This window comes from Chryseosolibacter histidinae (assembly GCF_018598225.1).
GTDB lineage: Bacteria > Bacteroidota > Bacteroidia > Cytophagales > Cyclobacteriaceae > Chryseosolibacter > Chryseosolibacter histidini.
Window position 1 is genome coordinate 38481 of the sequence record NZ_JAHESF010000045.1, and the last position, 17274, is coordinate 55754.

14 protein-coding genes are annotated in these 17274 nt (G+C 51.2%); 6 read left to right on the plus strand and 8 right to left on the minus strand.

Annotated elements, in window-relative coordinates; all coding sequences use genetic code 11:
- The first annotated feature begins 11 nt into the window (after positions 1–11).
- Together KK083_RS27510 and KK083_RS27515 are read left to right on the plus strand one after the other, a co-directional pair.
- Positions 12–1802 carry a RagB/SusD family nutrient uptake outer membrane protein gene (locus KK083_RS27510; RefSeq protein WP_254169356.1) on the plus strand — a complete coding sequence of 597 codons (1791 nt, stop codon included), beginning with the start codon at positions 12–14 and terminating at the stop codon, positions 1800–1802.
- A gap of 72 nt (positions 1803–1874) precedes the next feature.
- Positions 1875–5396 carry a VCBS repeat-containing protein gene (locus tag KK083_RS27515; protein ID WP_254169357.1) on the plus strand — a complete coding sequence of 1174 codons (3522 nt, stop codon included), beginning with the start codon at positions 1875–1877 and terminating at the stop codon, positions 5394–5396.
- Here KK083_RS27515 and KK083_RS27520 read toward each other — a convergent pair whose 3' ends face one another.
- From KK083_RS27520 to KK083_RS27545, 6 genes are read right to left on the minus strand one after another with little or no spacing between them, the layout of a single operon-like run.
- The gene (locus KK083_RS27520) at positions 5397–6353 is read right to left on the minus strand and encodes a DUF72 domain-containing protein (RefSeq protein ID WP_254169358.1); all 957 of its coding nucleotides are present in this window, start codon (positions 6351–6353) and stop codon (positions 5397–5399) included.
- Positions 6354–6404: 51 nt separating this feature from the next.
- A complete protein-coding gene (locus tag KK083_RS27525) occupies positions 6405–8471 on the minus strand; it encodes a TonB-dependent receptor (protein ID WP_254169359.1) in 2067 nt (688 codons plus the stop codon).
- 53 nt (positions 8472–8524) lie between these two features.
- Positions 8525–9289, minus strand: a complete 765-nt coding sequence (locus tag KK083_RS27530; protein WP_254169360.1) for a tetratricopeptide repeat protein — start codon at positions 9287–9289, stop codon at positions 8525–8527.
- 1 nt (position 9290) lies between these two features.
- Positions 9291–9839 carry a DUF1579 domain-containing protein gene (locus tag KK083_RS27535; protein ID WP_254169361.1) on the minus strand — a complete coding sequence of 183 codons (549 nt, stop codon included), beginning with the start codon at positions 9837–9839 and terminating at the stop codon, positions 9291–9293.
- Between the two features lie 42 nt (positions 9840–9881).
- On the minus strand, positions 9882–10166 hold the full coding sequence (locus KK083_RS27540) for a winged helix-turn-helix domain-containing protein (RefSeq protein WP_254169362.1): 285 nt from the start codon (positions 10164–10166) through the stop codon (positions 9882–9884).
- 6 nt (positions 10167–10172) lie between these two features.
- A complete protein-coding gene (locus KK083_RS27545) occupies positions 10173–10745 on the minus strand; it encodes a hypothetical protein (RefSeq protein ID WP_254169363.1) in 573 nt (190 codons plus the stop codon).
- Positions 10746–10858: 113 nt separating this feature from the next.
- Here KK083_RS27545 and KK083_RS27550 point away from each other — a divergent pair, with 113 nt between their 5' ends.
- Positions 10859–12511 carry an amidohydrolase gene (locus KK083_RS27550; RefSeq protein ID WP_254169364.1) on the plus strand — a complete coding sequence of 551 codons (1653 nt, stop codon included), beginning with the start codon at positions 10859–10861 and terminating at the stop codon, positions 12509–12511.
- Positions 12512–12579: 68 nt separating this feature from the next.
- Positions 12580–13167: a riboflavin synthase gene (locus tag KK083_RS27555; RefSeq protein WP_254169365.1), complete on the plus strand. Its 588-nt coding sequence runs from the start codon at positions 12580–12582 to the stop codon at positions 13165–13167.
- Here the strand turns inward: KK083_RS27555 and KK083_RS27560 are convergent.
- Both KK083_RS27560 and KK083_RS27565 read right to left on the minus strand, forming a co-directional pair.
- Complete coding sequence (locus KK083_RS27560) at positions 13150–13752, minus strand: phosphatase PAP2 family protein (protein ID WP_254169366.1); 603 nt, start codon at positions 13750–13752, stop codon at positions 13150–13152. The two genes, KK083_RS27555 and KK083_RS27560, sit on opposite strands and share 18 nt — an antisense overlap.
- 4 nt (positions 13753–13756) lie before the next feature.
- The gene (locus KK083_RS27565) at positions 13757–15628 is read right to left on the minus strand and encodes a sensor histidine kinase (RefSeq protein WP_254169367.1); all 1872 of its coding nucleotides are present in this window, start codon (positions 15626–15628) and stop codon (positions 13757–13759) included.
- Between the two features lie 190 nt (positions 15629–15818).
- Between KK083_RS27565 and ctlX the strand changes: the two genes are divergently transcribed.
- Both ctlX and KK083_RS27575 read left to right on the plus strand, forming a co-directional pair.
- On the plus strand, positions 15819–16754 hold the full coding sequence (gene ctlX, locus KK083_RS27570; RefSeq protein ID WP_254169368.1) for a citrulline utilization hydrolase CtlX: 936 nt from the start codon (positions 15819–15821) through the stop codon (positions 16752–16754).
- A gap of 64 nt (positions 16755–16818) precedes the next feature.
- Positions 16819–17274 (plus strand): FAD-dependent oxidoreductase (locus KK083_RS27575; RefSeq protein ID WP_254169369.1); only part of this gene is annotated, 456 nt, incomplete at its 3' end.

Here is a 17274-nt window from a genome sequence, read left to right on the forward strand (position 1 = left end):
CATTACATACTATGAAAAGAATATATAAAAGAGGGTTTGCAGTTTTAGCGATAGGGGCACTAATGTTTGGTCCTATTGCCTGTAAGGACAGCTTCCTTGAAGTGCCTGCCACCGGACAGCTGAACGAAACCCAGATACAAAGTGCGAAAGGTATCGAGTCGCTCCTGGTAGGTGTGTATTCGGTGCTGAATGGCCGTGGCAATGGATGGCACTCAGGTGCATCGAACTGGATGTGGGGAAGCATGCGCGGCGGCGAGGCCAACAAAGGTACCAACGCCGGTGACTTCAACTCCATGAACCCGGTTGAACGTTATGAGCTGAATGCTACCAACAGCGAAGTGCACGGTAAGTGGCTTGGCGACTACGAAGGTGTTGCGCGGGCAAACTTTGTGCTGGCCAATGTTACCAAGGTGACAGACATGAGTGACGATGACAAGAAACGTGTGACCGGTGAAGCACGTTTTCTGCGTGGTCACTATTACTTCGATCTGAAGAAGAACTTCGGAAACGTTCCTTACATCGATGAGACTGTAAACACGTCTGATAAAAAGGCTATATCCATCAAGAATGATACGGACATCTGGCCGAAGATCGAAGATGACTTCAAATTTGCCTATGAGAACCTGCCCGAAAAGCAGGCCCAGGTAGGAAGGGCGAACAAGTGGGCTGCCGGTGCATACTACGGAAAGGCGTTGCTGTTCCAGAAGAAGTACACGCAGGCACTGGCCGTGTTCAATGAAGTGATCTCCAAAGGACAAACCTCCGACGGAAAGAAATACGCCCTGGTGCCGCGGTTCGAAGATGTGTTCAAAGGTGAGATGGAGAACCATTCCGAATCGGTATTCGCTTTCCAGGCTGCAGCCGGTACCGGTGACATCAACAACACCAACCAGGACCTGGCTATGAACTATCCGTACAATACCGGCCCGTCTGGCCCCGGTGAGTGCTGCGGATTCTTTGCACCCAGCTTCGACCTGGTAGACTCGTACAGAACCAATGGAGGTCTTCCATACCTGAACAATGAGTGGCGGTCCAATGCCGCGTTGAGACTGGTGACCGACCAGGGCATTCAGAGCAGTGCTACCTTCCAGCCAGATCAGGGCGCCGTCGATCCTCGCCTCGACCTGACCATCGGCAGAAGGTATTTCCAGTTCCTCGACTGGATGCCGCACCCTGGCTTCGACTGGATCCGCGACCAGAGCTATGCTGGCCCCTACACCCAGAAAAAGTACTCTTACCGTAAGTCCGATAAAGGAAAGTACCAGGACGGTAGCTCATGGACCCCCGGTTATCATGCCATTAATTTTATGATCATCCGTTTTGCCGATGTATTGCTGATGGCCGCAGAATGTGAGATCGAGGCCGGAAGCGTACCGAAAGGTGTTGAATACATCAACATGGTTCGCACAAGGGCCGCAAACCCTGGCAGCTTCCTGAAAGGTAAGCTCCTCGGATTTACCGACGGTGATCCGAAGAAACCGATTCTTGATTTCAATCAGAATGCTGCGAACTACGACATCGCAACCTATGGTGCGTTAACACAAAGTGAGGCGCGGAGCGCATTGCGCATGGAGCGTAAGCTCGAGCTGGCCCTCGAAGGCCACCGGTTCTATGACCTGGTTCGCTGGGGCATCGATGACACGGAGCTCAACAGCTACCTCGTATACGAAGCCTCGAAAATCGCCAGCCATTTCGGTGGACCGCAGGCAGTCTATGGACCGGAAGACGACCTCCTGCCCATCCCTCAGCGTCAGCGCGACCTGATGGGACCCGAGATCCTGGCCCAGAATCCCGGATTTTAATTTTGGTTTAATTAGGATTGGAAAACAAGCCGCATGTAAGTGCGGCTTGTTTATTTTTGTCAAAACGCGATCATGAGAACCCACTACCTTTTTTTTATAGCGATCCTTTTTTTGCCATGGGGATGCCGGAATACTACGGATGAAAAAACGCTGTTCAGGCTCGTAGACAAAGCGCACCATGGCATCACCTTCCAGAATACCATCTCAGAGAACGACTCGCTCAACATCCTCACGCTGGAGTACATCTACAATGGAGGAGGTGTGGCTGCAGGCGATTTTAACAATGACGGCCGGTGCGATCTTTTCTTCACCGGTAACATGGTGCCCAGCAAACTTTATATCAACAGGGGCGATCTTAAATTCGAAGACGTTTCTGAAAAAGCAGGTATCCTGCCCTCTGACAAGTGGCGGTCGGGCGTGGCTGTGGCCGATGTGAACGGCGATGGACTTCTCGATATTTATGTGTGTGCCACCATCAAACCCGATTCCTCATTGCGCGCCAACACACTTTTTATCAACCAGGGTATCGGTGCCGACGGCATCCCCATGTTCAAGGACCAGGCGCAGCAATATGGCGTGGCCTTCGGGGGGCATAGCTCCGGCGCAGCTTTTCTTGACTACGACAACGACGGAGACCTCGATCTTTACATCCTCACCAATACCATCCAGAAAGGTATTCCCACCTCCTATCGCGCCAAGCTGAATGACGGCACCTCGGTGAACACCGATCGCCTGCTGCGGAACAATGGCAATGAAACTTTCACCGATGTTTCGAAGAATGCCGGTATCGTGCACGAGGGATATGGCCTCGGCCTGGCCATCGCCGATATCAACCAGGATGGCTGGCAGGATATTTATGTCAGCAACGATTACATCACCAACGACCTGCTCTACCTCAACAACCGGAACGGCACCTTCACCAACGCCATCGATCAGTGTATCAGGCATCAGTCGCAGTTCTCCATGGGCAACGACATCGCAGACATCAACAACGATGGCCTGCCCGACATCATTACACTCGACATGCTTCCGGAAGGCAACCTGAGAAGGAAAACCGTGATCAGTGGCACCAACTATACATCGTACATCAACAACAGGCAGTTCGGCTACTCGCACCAGTACATTCGCAATATGCTGCAGCTCAACAACGGCAATGGCTCCTTCAGCGAGATCGGCCAGCTGGCAGGCATTCACCAGACGGAATGGAGCTGGTCGCCACTGTTAGCAGACTTCGACAATGACGGCTTCAGGGATGTGATCATCACCAATGGTTTCCCGAGGGATATCACCGATAAGGATTTTGGAAATTTCAGGAGCGGCCCGGGAGGAAACATTGCCAGCATCGAGTTTCTGCTCGACTCGATCCCCGTTGTAAAAATATCCAACTACGCTTTTAGAAATAATGGCGACCTCACGTTTAAGGACGTTACCCAGGCGTGGGGTATGCACCAGCCCGCTTTCTCCAACGGCGCGGCGTTTGCGGATTTTGATGAAGACGGAGACCTCGATTATGTTGTCAACAACATTAACGGAGATGTGCTCTTCTACGAGAACGAACTTTATGCCAGTGCTGAAGCAGTGCGCAAAGATCATTACCTGCGGGTGAAGCTTGCAGGGGAGAAGGGGAATGTGATGGGGCTGGGTGCCAAGATCACGCTGCGTTATCATGGAAAGCTTCAATATCACGATCATTCTGTTTATCGCGGATATCTTTCGGCAGTGGAACCTGTCGCTCACTTCGGTCTTGATTCCGTCACCACCGTTGATACCGTGCTTGTGCAATGGCCCGATGGCAAAAGCAACCTGCTGAAAAATGTAAAGGCAGACCAGGTGCTCATCGTTAAACATGCCGAGGCGGGAGAAACCGTGATGCCGGAAAAAGCGCCGAATGCTCCGCTGATGAAAGAGGTTGCCGTTGAAACAGGAATAAAATACGTACACACGGAAGACGACAAGATCGACTTCAATGTTCAACGAACCATTCCCCATAAATTTTCCCAGGCGGGACCAGGTATAGCGGTAGGTGACGTCACGAACGACGGGCTGGAGGATTTTTACATCGGGGGCGCCGCGAACAGGAACGGCACCCTCTTTATCCAGCGACGCGATGGAACTTTTGCTTCGAAGGAGATCAAAAAATCAGCAAGCCAGAAAGAAGAAGATCAGGGATCGCTGTTCTTTGACAGTGATAACGATGGCGATCTTGACCTCTATGTGGTGAGCGGAACTTTTGAATACGCGGTTGACAGCGAGCAGCACCAGGACAGGCTTTACATCAATGACGGCAAAGGGAACTTCACGTTAAACACTGCGGCCCTGCCTGTGACAACCTCGAGCGGATCGTGTGTTCGCGCGGCCGACATCGATGGCGATGGAGACCTTGACCTATTTGTAGGAGGAAGGATCGTGCCGTGGAGGTATCCTTATCCGGCGGAAAGTTATATTCTTGTTAATGAGCAGGGAAAGTTTGTCAATAAAACGGACGAGTTGTGCGCCGGGCTCAAGACAGCAGGTATGATCACCGACGCGTTGTGGACCGATTTTAATAACGATGGTAAGGTCGACCTGATCGTGACCGGTGAGTTTATGCCGGTAACCGCCTACAGGAATGAAGGACCAAAACTGGCAAAGCTCACCGATTCAGGAATGGAACAACGCTCCGGCTGGTGGAACAGCATCGCCGCCGGTGACTTCGACAAGGACGGTGACATGGATTACATTGCCGGCAACCTTGGCCTGAACAATTATTATAAAGCCTCTCCGGCCACGCCCCTGAAAGTATACGCCAAAGATTTCGACGGGAACAATAGTGTGGATGCGGTGCTCACCTGTTACCTGAGATCGGAAGAGGGTGAGATGAAAGAGTACCCTGTGCATTTTTGGGATGAGCTGAACTCACAAAGCCCCAAGTTCAGACGGAAATTTAATTATTATAAACGGTACGGCCGTGCCACGATCGACCAGGTGTTGACAGGCGATGAATTGAAAGACGCCCTCGTGATGGAAACGAACTACACAGCATCATCCTACATCGAGAACCTCGGCGGCGGAAAGTTCACGGTTACGCCACTTCCAATGATCGCACAGATCGCTCCTGTGAATGGTATCGTTACTGCCGATGTGAATGACGACGGTAACCTCGACGTGCTGATGACGGGCAATGATTACGGCAACGAAGTGTTTACCGGCCGTCACGATGCCTTTACGGGATTGATCCTGGTGGGCAATGGCGCTGGCAAGTTTACACCGGTGGCTCCGGCAGCGGGTGGTTTTATTGTTCCCAGGGATGGCAAAGCGCTGGCCAGGCTTTCTTCAGCCAAAGGTGAGCTTTTTATCGCCACGCAAAACCAGGACACCGCCAAGGTCTACGCTTGTGTAAAGCGACCCAAGGCAAAAGAATTTTCGCCTGAGCCCAATGATGCGTGGGCTGAGCTGATCTATAACAACGGTGCGAAACAAAAAGTAGAGTTTTATTACGGCGCCGGATACCTGGCTCAATCTACCCGCAGGATCCCCGTGCCACAAGCCGTCACCCAGATCGTTGTTCACGATGCAAAAGGAACTACAAGAACAGTAGGCGCTGACTCGTTATGATCAGCGCTTACTGGTCTTTTTGGCAACGCTTTTCTTTTTAACGGGCACATCGAAGAGCTCGCCCGCGGGCACAAACACCGGTTCGGGTATGGCGGTGCCGCAATGTTTGTTGAGCTGCCCGATCAGGTATTTGCACAATTCGGGAGAGTGGAGCTCCTCATGCTGGTGCATAAAAAAGTAAACCTTTTCCATTCCTTCATCCATCCATTTTTTGATACGCCGCACCCAGTCGTCCACGCGCGTATAGTCAGTGGGATGGAGGCCGTTGCCTACAAACCTGATAAAGGCCTGAGGCGTGGTAAGCCGCATGTGTACACAATCGCGCCTGCCTGAAGCATCCGTGATGACAGCACCGGCCTCATACTTCTCCAGCATGTTGAATACTTTTTCGAAGGATTCCGGATCGGAGAACCAGTCTGTGTGACGAAGCTCAACGAACAACCTGAGATCTCTCGGCAGCGACTGTATAAAAGCTTCAAGCGTGTCTATCGTTTGCGGACCCATGCCGGGGTGGGGCATCAGGAACACGGGACCGAGGTTCTCACCGAAGCCGGCAATGCCCGCAAGAAAACGGTCCACGAGCTGCTGAACATCTTTTAACCGCCTGAGGTGAGTGATCTGGTCTGTGAACTTGGGGCAGAACTGAAAATCTTTACCAACCTTGTTCCTCCAGGCAATGGTCTGGCTTTCTGTGGGCATGCGGTAAAATGTTGCGTTCAACTCGATGCAGCTGAAATGCCGGGCGTAGTGCGAGAGGAAATCGGCCTCTTTTGTACCCTTCGGATAGATCTTGCCTACCCAGTCTTTTCGCCCCCACTTGGCGCAGCCCACATAGACCTTTGTTTTTTGGTCGTTGTGTTTGCTTCGGCTGAGCAACGCCGTGGTTTCAGCGCGGTCCGGCGGCAGCCTGAAATCTATACCGGCAAGTTCCTCGGGTGTAACTTTTCCAAATTCCATACCCTGAAATATACGAAATTCATGTTGTGACGGATTTGGGTGTGCGGCGATTTAGAAATTGATGATGATGCCGATGTAAAATGTACGCAATGAAAAAAGATAAGCGTCGCGTTTTGAATAATCGTAGTTGTAAGTATAGTCTCTCACATTTTTCATGTTGAAGATATTACCGCAGGAGGCGAATGCCACGGCTGACGATTTTTGTGTCAGCGCAAAGATCTTGGATACACTTACATCGATGGTGTTGTATGCCGGCAACCTGGCCGGGTCCTGGGCAGCGGTGGGTTCGTAAACCTGCAGGTCGTCGCGGAATGTTGTGGCCGTAACCGGATAATAGTAGCTGCCCTGGCGGAACAGGAATACCGTTGTGATGGTCCACGTGCCCTGGATCTTGTATTCAACATTGCCCCTGATGAAATAGTGAATGTTGTAAGGCGATGGTTGAGATTCTCCGGATTGCGTTGCAATGGCATCGAGACTCGTCAGCGAAAGCTGCACCCGGAGGCTGTTGCTGATCTTGTACCGTGTAAAAACTTCGGCCCCTTTTATATCGGTGGTAACACCTTGCACGAAGCTTCTTTTGTAAAAAGTTGAAAAGTTTGCTTCCAGGGAAGACGTTGTATAATTGACATCGGCGCTGTACTGAAAGCTTCTGATCAGAGAAGACCCGCTTCTCGCGCCCTGCGGCAGTTGATATTTGTGATACCGGCCGGCCGAGACATTCACGGTGAGGTTTTCGCTGGCTTTATAGTGAATGTTGCCCTGGAGACTCACATAATCCTTCAGATTTTCAATGGCTATATTTTTCCTGATGCCTGCTCCGGCAATCCACCGGCTGCCCAGAAAGCGCTTGTAGTATGCATACACCTCCGGATTGCTCACGTGGTCTGCGCCGGCAGCCTGTACCACCGGGTGTTCTTTACCCGCCGCAAAAGCATAACGGGGAAAAGTGCCCGTAAAATCAGACGACTTGTGATCGTAGCTGATGCCCGCCTTCCATTCGGCCGCATGGCCAGACCGGTGAATGTTAAAGGAAGAGAAAAGATCGTGAAGCGCGAGGTCGATATCGGTGGTGCCGTACACATAGTCTGCCTGTGAAAAACTGAGTCCCTGGTTGAAGCTTAGCTCCGTGTTGCCGATGCGTTTACGGATATTGCCCACGGTGAAATTCCGCACTTTCTGCTGATCGAAGACTCCGTCGTAAGTAGGCTGAGCCTGGTGAAACCGGTACGATTCATACAACGAATAGTTGAACACCTTCACAACCGTATTATCACTTAACCTGCCATAATAGTGCAGGCCCAGGTCTCCCGATGAGAACGATTCCAGGTTTTTCAACGCGCGTGCGTTCATGGAACGGAGCAGGGCAGAAGGATGATAGTTGCCAAAAACGGTGAGCGATGATCTTTCGTTAAGTTTCCGCGTCGAATAAAATCCCGTGCTGGCGAGTGTCAATGCTATGGAGCTTGTGGGCCGCGCCGGAATATTTTCGTCGGTCTGCAAAGCGATGAGGCCGGAAGTGCTGTTGCCGTATTCCAGTGGCGGGTTGCCAGCGTAGACCTGCACGTTGTTGATCAGCGCGGTATTAAAAATACTGAAGGTGCCGATGCCGTTCAGCTGTGAATAGCGTACCGCATCGTTGATGGGAACGTTGTTCAGAAAGATCCCGGTCTCCGCAGGACTTCCTCCCCGCAGGCTGATGTTGGCCGATTCGTCTGTGGTGGTGGCCGATGGCATGGAGTTCACCGCCAGGATCGGGTCAGCCTTTGCGCTCGGATTGGTGTAGATGTCCAGCTTCCTGATCTTCCGGATGGTGAACTCTTCAGCAATGATGCGCTCGGCCTTGATCTCCACGGCGTCTATATCCCTGGGCAGTGCTGTCATCTTTATCGTCACCGTACAACCCTCAAGCGCGGCTACCGGCACGATCTCATCGGCATATCCGATAAAAGTCACAATGAGCGTATCTTCAGCAGCAGCGCTCAGCTCAAACGATCCGTTGCCATCCGACACTGTACCTTGTGAAGGATCGGCCAGGCTGCGTATACCGGCCCCGGTAAGGAGCTCGCCGGTATACGCTTCCACTACTTTTCCCTTCACCATACAGGACTGACCCATACAGACCGTGGCACATGCCATTACAAATATCAGAATAGAGCCTTGCCGCATGGTTATTGTGGTGACGTGCTTTTCATAACCCTGGGCAGCAGCACCGACTTCACCCACTGGTAATCAGGTTCAGCGCTGAGTGCCTTCTTGTAAACTTCAATCGCCTTGGCATTCTGGTTATTTTTTTCATAAGCCTTTCCCAGGAAGGCCAGCGTGTCGATGTAGAACCAGTTGTCCTTGCCTTTGTCTGGTGCCGACTCGTATAATGCTACCGCTTTTTCATAGGCAGTGATCGCTTCTTTCAGGTCGCCGCCCCACGTTTCAGGTGTGAAGAACTTGGCGTTGGCATGAAGCTTCCACACCAGTGGAGATGCGGGCGAACGTTTCAGGGCCTGGTCCATCAGGCTCTCACTTTTGGCCCCGAGGAACATTCCTTTCATAGGGCTATACGACATCCGCATTCCGTACAGCGCGGCGAGCAATGCCCGGGGCTCGCCACTGTTCTTGTTTCTGTCGATGAGTGTTTCAAGGTTCGCTTCGGTCTCCTCGACATAATCGTCAAAGAGGTCTTCATCACGGTCGCGCTGGGTGGCAGTGAGCAGTCCGAACTGGGCGAGCGTGAGCTCATACAACAGCTTGGTATTCTCCGGGGCAGCTTCGGATCTTACTTTTCTATCGGCCACGATTTTTTTCCACCGGGCCTTGGTTGTTTCCACGTCACGGCTGCCGAGATAAGCGCTATACGTTTCTGCATCCGGGCCAGCATTTTCTGTTTGTGGAAAATAACCCGTCAGGCAGACCAGGAGGCTGATGATGATGGCTTTCATGTTATTCTGTTTTTTTCAGGTTCATCTCGAAGAACTTCGACCATGTTGTACCGTCGGCGGAGAACTCACCGATCTCGTTCCAGATCTTTTTAGCGGGATCGATCACGATCGTGTAGCGCGACTTGCCACGGGTAGGAATATCGAAGCCCCACTGGAATTTGTTCTCGCCGGTCACATTGAACCAGGCATCAGTGCTTCGTCCGTCTTTCAGGTAACTTTTGAATTTGTACTGGCCCGACTGCTGATCGTACGAAAGCACTGCGAGTGCGTGATGAACAACGATCTCCTGTCCGGAGGCATTCGTTGCTTTGCCAATGCCTTCCACCAGCATGACGGTGCCCTCGAGCTTCGATTCTATTTTTTCGTCAACGGAAGACTTCTTCGGCTCTCCCGGCCCCATCTGCATCCATCCTTCGCCCTGCCAGCGGCCGACCCATCCGGCAACTACTTTCATCTTCTCTTTGTTCACGGGTTCGGCTGGCGCCTGGGCAAGAAGGTTCGCGCAGCTCAGGGCTGCGAGTAACGTTAAGGTCATGGTAAGTTTTTTCATAGTGTAAACTGGTTTATTTTATAAACTAAAAGCCTAAAAAAATTATTTGTTGATGTATTGCTTGAGTGTGTTCACATACTCTTCAAAAGCCTTGATCCCTTTTTTGGTCACTTTGCACGTGGTTAATGGTTTTTTACCCTTGAACGATTTTTCAACATTGATATACCCTGCCTCCGAAAGTTTGTCGAGCTGTACGCTTAGGTTGCCGGCGGTGCTGTTCGTTTTTTCCTTGAGAAAGGTGAACTCTGCGCTTTCAACACTGATGAGCAGCGACATCACCGCAAGCCGAAGCTGTGAATGTAATAATGGATCAAGATCTTTGAACATCGATGCCTACGCTTTCCTGTTTTGCAACATATAACCGGGTATCAGGTAACCGCAGACAATGCCCGTTGCACCTACCAGCGGTTGCAACGCATGGGGTGTCAGGAAACCGATGATACCAAAGATCCATAACGCCACACCGCCGAACATCAATGGCCTGAAGCGGATGATCAGGCCCGACGTGAACGTAGGGATCACACTGATGGTGACGATCAACGGGTTCAGCTGATGATTGAGCTTGTAACCGAATCCTATCAATGTAAAAATGCAAACCCCGAAGCAGATCCACAACCACATGCTGATCTGATCGAAATGCGTTCTTCTGCGCGAGGCTTTGCCCCGTTTGTATCCCACATAAAAGGAGATGATCCATGCAGGGATGGTGATCAGCCAGACAATATAAGGACGAGGATACCCGATCTTCGCCAGCGTATACATGCCGAGGTTGGCAGATACCACCACCCAGCCCCACAGCAGGAAGTGAAACGCATTCTGTTGGATGTTGCCCTTGGCCTCCCTGATCATGTCGGTGATCAGATCGAGGCTCTCCTGGGCGCTGAGGTTTTCCGTTCCGGGTTTCATATGCGGTTATTAACGAGGTAAATATAAACTGGTTTACATTATAAACCAAAATATTTTGAACGGTAAGCCGGCTTTCGCAAAAAAGCGGCATATTCAGGCATAACCTGAACCTCATGAGACCTACAACGATTTCGTTCCTGTTCTGCTTGCTGCTGCTCCCCTTCGCAGCCATGGCACAAACCAACCCGAGTGATGAAAGGATCAAACGGCTCAAAGCCGAAGCGATCGCCGAAGTGGAGAAACAACAAACCCTTGCCCAGCAGATCAACGACATGCTCTTCAGTTTTTCGGAGCTGGGCTTCCAGGAATATGAAACGTTCCGGTACCTGACGGAGCTTCTGGAAAAAAATGGTTTTACCATAAAGAAGGGGGTAGCCAATGTACCCACCGCCTGGATCGCCACCTGGGGATCGGGCAAACCGGTGATCGCGCTCGGATCGGATGTTGACTGCATTCCCAAGGCTTCGCAGAAACCAGGCGTTGCCTATGCCGACCCCATTGTAGTGGGTGCTCCCGGCCACGGTGAAGGCCATAACTCCGGGCAGGCGCTGAATATTGTGACTGCGCTGGTGATGAAGAAGATCATGGAGCGTGAGAAGATCCCCGGTACATTGATGCTTTGGCCAGGTGTTGCCGAAGAGCTGGTGGGAACAAAAGCTTTTTATGTGCGCGAGGGATATTTCAAAGACGTGGATGCCTGCATCTTCACACACGTTGCCAACAATCTTTCCGTGGGTTATGGCGATGCGGGATACACCGGCCTTGTATCGGCGAAATTTACATTTGAAGGTCAGGCCGCCCATGCCGCCGGCGCACCATGGAGGGGAAGAAGCGCGCTCGATGCCGTGGAGCTCATGAACATCGGATGGAATTACCGCCGCGAGCACCTCGAGCTCACACAACGGTCACACTATGTGATCTCCGATGGCGGCGACCAGCCCAACGTGGTGCCTTCCAAAGCTTCGGTCTGGTATTACTTCCGTGAACGCACGTATCCTGACATCAAGAAGCTGTTCGACCTTGGTGTAAAGATCGCGGAAGGTGCATCGATGATGACCGATACAAAGTTTACCTATGAGATACTGGGCTCTGCCTGGCCGGGGCACTTCAACAAGCCCATCGCCGTGGCCATGTATGAGAACATCCGCCAGATCGGGTTGCCAGCATGGACGGAAGCAGACCAGCTGTTAGCCAAAGCCACACAGATAGAGATGAAATCCAACAAGATCGAGGGGCTGTCTGTAAAGCTGGATTCCATCGGGCTGCCGGCAGACGTGAAACCGGTGATGATGGGAGGCCGGCAGATGCTGGCCATGGGCGGAGGCTCTGATGATATTGCGGATATTTCGTGGTCACTGCCTACCGTAGTGCTGCGGTATCCTTCCAATATCCCCAATTTGCCGGGGCATCACTGGTCCAATGCCATCTCCATGGCCACGCCGATCGCGCACAAAGGCATCATCGCAGGTGCGAAGGCCGAGGCAACCACACTGATCGATCTGCTGCTGAAGCCCGAGCTGATCCAGGAGGCCTGGAAATATTACAGGACAGAGCAGACCAAAGACATCCAGTACACGCCGCTGGTGGGCCCTAAAGACATCCCGGCAGTATATCTGAACAAAGACATCATAGGCCAGTATAAGCCGCAGCTTCAGAAGTATTATTACAATCCTGCGAAGTATAAAACGTACCTGGAACAGCTGGGCATTGCGTATCCCACCGTTCGCGACGACCAGAAAAAAGCGATTGCCGAGCTGAAAAAATGAACTTAAGTGCTGCCTGATCTTGTAAGTATTGGAAAAGCGTGGCTTTTTTGAATGAAAATTGAACAGGCATGTTTACAGGCATCATTGAGACCATAGGAGAAGTATCCAGCTTCAGGGACGAGGGCACCAATCGCCATTTTAAGATCGTCAGCACCATCAGCAGCGCCCTCAAGGTTGATCAGAGCATCTCGCACAACGGTGTATGTCTCACCGTCACCGCTATTGAAGGCGATGCGCATTGGGTGACGGCCATCGATGAGACCCTTCAGCGATCCAACCTGGGGAACCTGGTCAAGGGCAGCAAGGTGAACCTCGAGCGCTGCATGCTGAACAACGGAAGGTTTGACGGTCACATCGTACAGGGCCACGTAGATCAGACAGGTATTGTGAGATCTGTAAAGGAAGTGGGCGGAAGCTGGCTCTTTACGTTTGAATATGACCCGGCTGCCGGCAACGTTACCGTTGAGAAAGGTTCCATCGCGGTGAATGGCATCAGCCTCACTTGTTTCGATTCTAATGACGGCGCGTTTACAGTAGCCATTATTCCCTACACGTTTGAGCATACCAATTTCCACCAGTTGAAGCCGGGTGATACGGTGAACCTTGAGTTTGATATTATCGGAAAGTATGTGAAGCGGTTACTGCGGGCTTCCTGAAGGTGAAGCCTGTTTTTTTCTGTTGTCGTATATTTTTTTAAGCCACCGGTAAAACCAGAAGCTGGCCATTGCTGACAACATACCCACCAGTGCACCCACCAGGATATCGCCAGGGTAGTGCACTCCAAGGTAGATGCGGGAGTAGGTGACCAGGGCAGCCCATAGAAAGAGCATGACGATCCACTTCCTTGTTTTGCCGAAGAGCAGGAACAGGAAGTTGGCCACGCCGAAAGTATTGGCTGCGTGGCTGGACGCAAAGCCGAACTTCCCGCCTTTGTAGCCATTCACGATGTGTACGAGCGATTGCAGCGCGGGCTCATGCGAAGGACGGAACCTGGCGAAATAGGGCTTCATCAGCGTGCTGGTGACCTGGTCGGCCAGCACAATGGTGAGCACGAGTCCAATCAATACCAGCCAGCCTTTTTTCTGATGATCTTTGAAGATCAGGTACAACAGGAAAAGATGCAGCGGCAGCCAAGACAGGGTTTCTGTAATGAACAGCATGATCGGGTCCAGCCACGGCGTGTGGAAGCCGTTAAGGTACAGGAAGATCTCCCGGTCTAATTCCAATAGCTGATCGATCATCACTTTACACGCTGCGGTGTTTTTCGTTTTCGAGCTGGATCCAGTCCATCGCTTCGTTCAGGGTCGAAAAGTTTTCCTGCCGTACGCCCAGCTTGAGCAGGTTCTCATGAATGCCTTTAAGATACTGTTTGACGGCAGCATCATTCGTGCCGGATTTGATCGTAGCGATCCGCTTCAAGCCGTATTGCGCTGCTTCAGGCATAATTTCCCTGAACATCCATTGCTGGTCTTCCGGTGCAATATGTCCCTGGTCGGAAATATCGGCAATATAATTGGGTGTGCTGTATGCCTTTACAAATTCCAGGCACTTGAGAAAAGCGCTCCGGTACTGTTCGCCAGACACCGGCCCGTACCATTTGGCGCCGATGGCATTGATGGTGGCGTCGAAGAAGATCTTGGCATAAGGTTCTTCGTAAAGGATCTGCTGCTGCACGTTCTGTGGCTGTCCCAGAAAGACCGTAAAAGTAGTATGCCTGTTGATCTCGCTTTCCACCTCCACGTTGCCGCCCAAAGCTTCGGCCTGAAGTTTTACCAGGTACAGTCCCAGCCCTTTGCCTTCGGTGTGATGATGGAAACGTTTGTACAGCTTGAACAGGTTGTTGTTGTGTTTTTTAAGATCAATACCCAGGCCGTTGTCTTTCACACGGATCAGGTAATTCTCATCGATGGCTGATGATATTTCTATTTCGGACCTGCTGGCCGGCGTGCGGTATTTGATGGCGTTGCTGATCAGGTTGTACAGAATGCTGTGCACCATGGGACGCACAGAATAGATCTCAGGGCAGGCGTGGAAATCTGTTTTGATAACGATCTGGTAAGCGTCAATGTCTTTTTTAAATCCATGAAGGATCTCTTCCACCTCCGTCTTGAGGTTTATGCGCTGACGGATGTGAAAAATATCCTGGCGGATATCGATGATCTTGCTGAGGTCTGAGATGATGCCGTCGAGGCGTTTGACGGAAGTAACAAAGTGGGTGTAGATCTCCGCGTTCTCTGCCGTCAGGCTCTCCCGGTCCACGAGACTCAGCAGTCCCAGCAGGCTGGCAACCGGTCCGCGCAAGTTATGAGACACGGTATACGAAAATTGCCTGAGCTCGTTGTTGTGTTTGATCAGCTCGTTGTTGGTGGCGGAGAGATCGCGGTTGGTATCAACGAGCTCGCTCGACAGATTTTGATTTTGCTGCAGCAGCATTTCTTTCTGCTCGGCGATGAGATCGTACGCTTCCTTCAGCCGGTACTGGCTCAGGTTCAGGTTCTCGGTCTGCGCGACGATCTCCTGGTTCTGTGCTTCGATCTCGGAATTTTTTTCTGCTTGTGCTACATTCATCTTGTGCAGCTCTTCGATGAGCAGTGAAGCTTTTTCTTCACTGGATTCAGAGGTCCATTTCAGGAAGAAGACCGCACCCATCATGATGCCGTAAGTGATCACGATCACCACGTTGGTGAAAGCATAGTTGGTTTCGTTCAGCGCATCTTCGCCATAGAGTGCGCCGAGGCTCCGGTATGGAACATTAAAAAGCTCATGAAGCGGATCGAAGGCCAGCAGGATTAAAAGGCTGGCCGCCGAGGTAAGGAAGAGAAATTTTTTCTCGCGGAAAGAGAAAAATATCGCCGGAAAAACGCAGCTCGCCAGCATCAGGAACCGGAACGTGAAATAATCGAGCTCCTCCTGGGTTTTGTAATAGATATTTTTGGAATACAGCGATACCGACAGGGTGATGACCGGCACCAATAGGGTAAGCCAGATGCGGCTGATGGTGGAGATGTTAAAATGATTTAACGCAATGCTCGAAAGACATATAACAGCGGCAACAGGAATTGCTGCCGTGACCATGCTCCACCCAAACCACCAGTAATAGGCGATAAAGAGCACCATGCCCAATCCAAATAAAATTAAGCTGACGAGATTCGAAAGCAGAATACTTCTTCTTTGTGAAGCACTGTTGGCAAAATGAACACCGGAATTAGCAAGCTTTCGCAGTAAAGTCATTCGGAGGGATGGCGAATACAACTTCAATTTAAGTTCAAAAATAGTCAATTAATGGCAATAAGATTATCATTGCAACATGAAGTTTACACAACAGCCTCATGCGTTGATGATGATCAGGCCGGCATCTTTCGGCCCCAATAGTCAAACATCAGCCACCAACACATTTCAGCAAAACCCCGGTCGTCAAACAGCGGATGCAACAGCCAGATCACAGGCGGAATTTGATCGCATGGTGGAAGTCCTTTCCGCACATGAGATAGCCGTGCATGTTTTTGACGATACAGCATCACCTGCAAAGCCTGACGCGGTCTTTCCCAACAACTGGATCTCCCTGCACGAAGACGGAACGGTGGTATTATATCCGATGATGGCAGAGAACCGGCGCACGGAAAGAAGCGCTGATATTGTAGATCAACTGAAGCGCGATTTTGTTGTGCGCCGTGTCATCGATCTGTCGGAAGCGGAGAAGCACGGTAGTTACCTGGAAGGTACCGGGAGCGTTGTTTTTGATCATGCGAACAAAATCGCTTATGCCTGCCGCTCACCCAGAACCGATGAGGCGCTTGTAAAACGATTGTGTGACGAGTTGGGCTACAAGCCTGTTATTTTCAATGCTGTTGATGAGAACAACATCGCTGTTTATCACACCAACGTGATGATGTGTATAGGAGCGAAGTTTGCGGTGATCTGCCTTGACGCGGTTAAAGATGAAAATGACCAGGATGTTTTGCTTGAAAGTTTTTCGGCTGCCGAAAAGAAAGTGATCGCCATCAGCTTTGCACAAATGCGGGCGTTTGCAGGCAATATGATCGAAGTGTTCACGCATGACCATGAGCCGGTGGTATTGTTGTCAGAAACTGCCTTTCAGTCCTTGTTGCCAGGGCAGGTAAATGCCATCAGCCAGTTTGCGGAGATGTTGCCCCTGCAGATCAATACCATCGAAAACGTGGGCGGGGGCAGCGTCAGGTGTATGGTTGCGGGGATCCATTTACCGAGACAAAATCAACTTTAACCTATTGAATTGCGCCCGAAAAAATCGTAAATAGTATCCTAGAAAACCCCTTGTCTATCTGGTTATGGAAAAATTTGATCTTGTTGTGATCGGCGCAGGCCCCTCTGGCTATGCTGCGGCGATGCGTGCGCTTGATTTTAAAAAGAAAACGCTGTTGGTGGAAAAAAACAAGGTAGGTGGTGCCGGCGTCACGAACGGGGCATTGTCTTCCAAAACCTGGTGGGAGCTCTCGCGTGAAGCTGCCTCTTTCCGCAAGAACCTTAAAAGATTCAATATTCAGGCACCGAGTTTCAATTACAGGGAGATCCAGGAAGAAGTCCGGAAAGCCATCGACGAACGGAAAGGTATGCTGGAAGACCACATGCGCCAGATGCAGGATTCACGTCATGCGCATCTGCTTGCTTTTAAAAAAGGCACGGCGCGGCTGCTGAGTCAGAACGAGATCGAAATTGTGAATGGAAGTAAGATCGAGCGGGTATGGACGGACCAGGTTATTCTGGCAACAGGAAGCCGTCCGCGG

Coding starts and splice junctions, on each gene's coding strand:
- KK083_RS27530 (WP_254169360.1), bottom strand. CDS start 9,289: ATGAAAGCCATCATCATCAGCCTCCTGGTCTGCCTGACGGGTTATTTT.
- KK083_RS27545 (WP_254169363.1), bottom strand. CDS start 10,745: ATGAAACCCGGAACGGAAAACCTCAGCGCCCAGGAGAGCCTCGATCTG.
- ctlX (WP_254169368.1), top strand. CDS start 15,819: ATGAAGTTTACACAACAGCCTCATGCGTTGATGATGATCAGGCCGGCA.
- KK083_RS27565 (WP_254169367.1), bottom strand. CDS start 15,628: ATGGTGCTCTTTATCGCCTATTACTGGTGGTTTGGGTGGAGCATGGTC.
- KK083_RS27550 (WP_254169364.1), top strand. CDS start 10,859: ATGAGACCTACAACGATTTCGTTCCTGTTCTGCTTGCTGCTGCTCCCC.
- KK083_RS27525 (WP_254169359.1), bottom strand. CDS start 8,471: ATGGGTCAGTCCTGTATGGTGAAGGGAAAAGTAGTGGAAGCGTATACC.
- KK083_RS27560 (WP_254169366.1), bottom strand. CDS start 13,752: ATGATCGATCAGCTATTGGAATTAGACCGGGAGATCTTCCTGTACCTT.
- KK083_RS27555 (WP_254169365.1), top strand. CDS start 12,580: ATGTTTACAGGCATCATTGAGACCATAGGAGAAGTATCCAGCTTCAGG.
- KK083_RS27510 (WP_254169356.1), top strand. CDS start 12: ATGAAAAGAATATATAAAAGAGGGTTTGCAGTTTTAGCGATAGGGGCA.
- KK083_RS27515 (WP_254169357.1), top strand. CDS start 1,875: ATGAGAACCCACTACCTTTTTTTTATAGCGATCCTTTTTTTGCCATGG.
- KK083_RS27520 (WP_254169358.1), bottom strand. CDS start 6,353: ATGGAATTTGGAAAAGTTACACCCGAGGAACTTGCCGGTATAGATTTC.
- KK083_RS27535 (WP_254169361.1), bottom strand. CDS start 9,839: ATGAAAAAACTTACCATGACCTTAACGTTACTCGCAGCCCTGAGCTGC.
- KK083_RS27540 (WP_254169362.1), bottom strand. CDS start 10,166: ATGTTCAAAGATCTTGATCCATTATTACATTCACAGCTTCGGCTTGCG.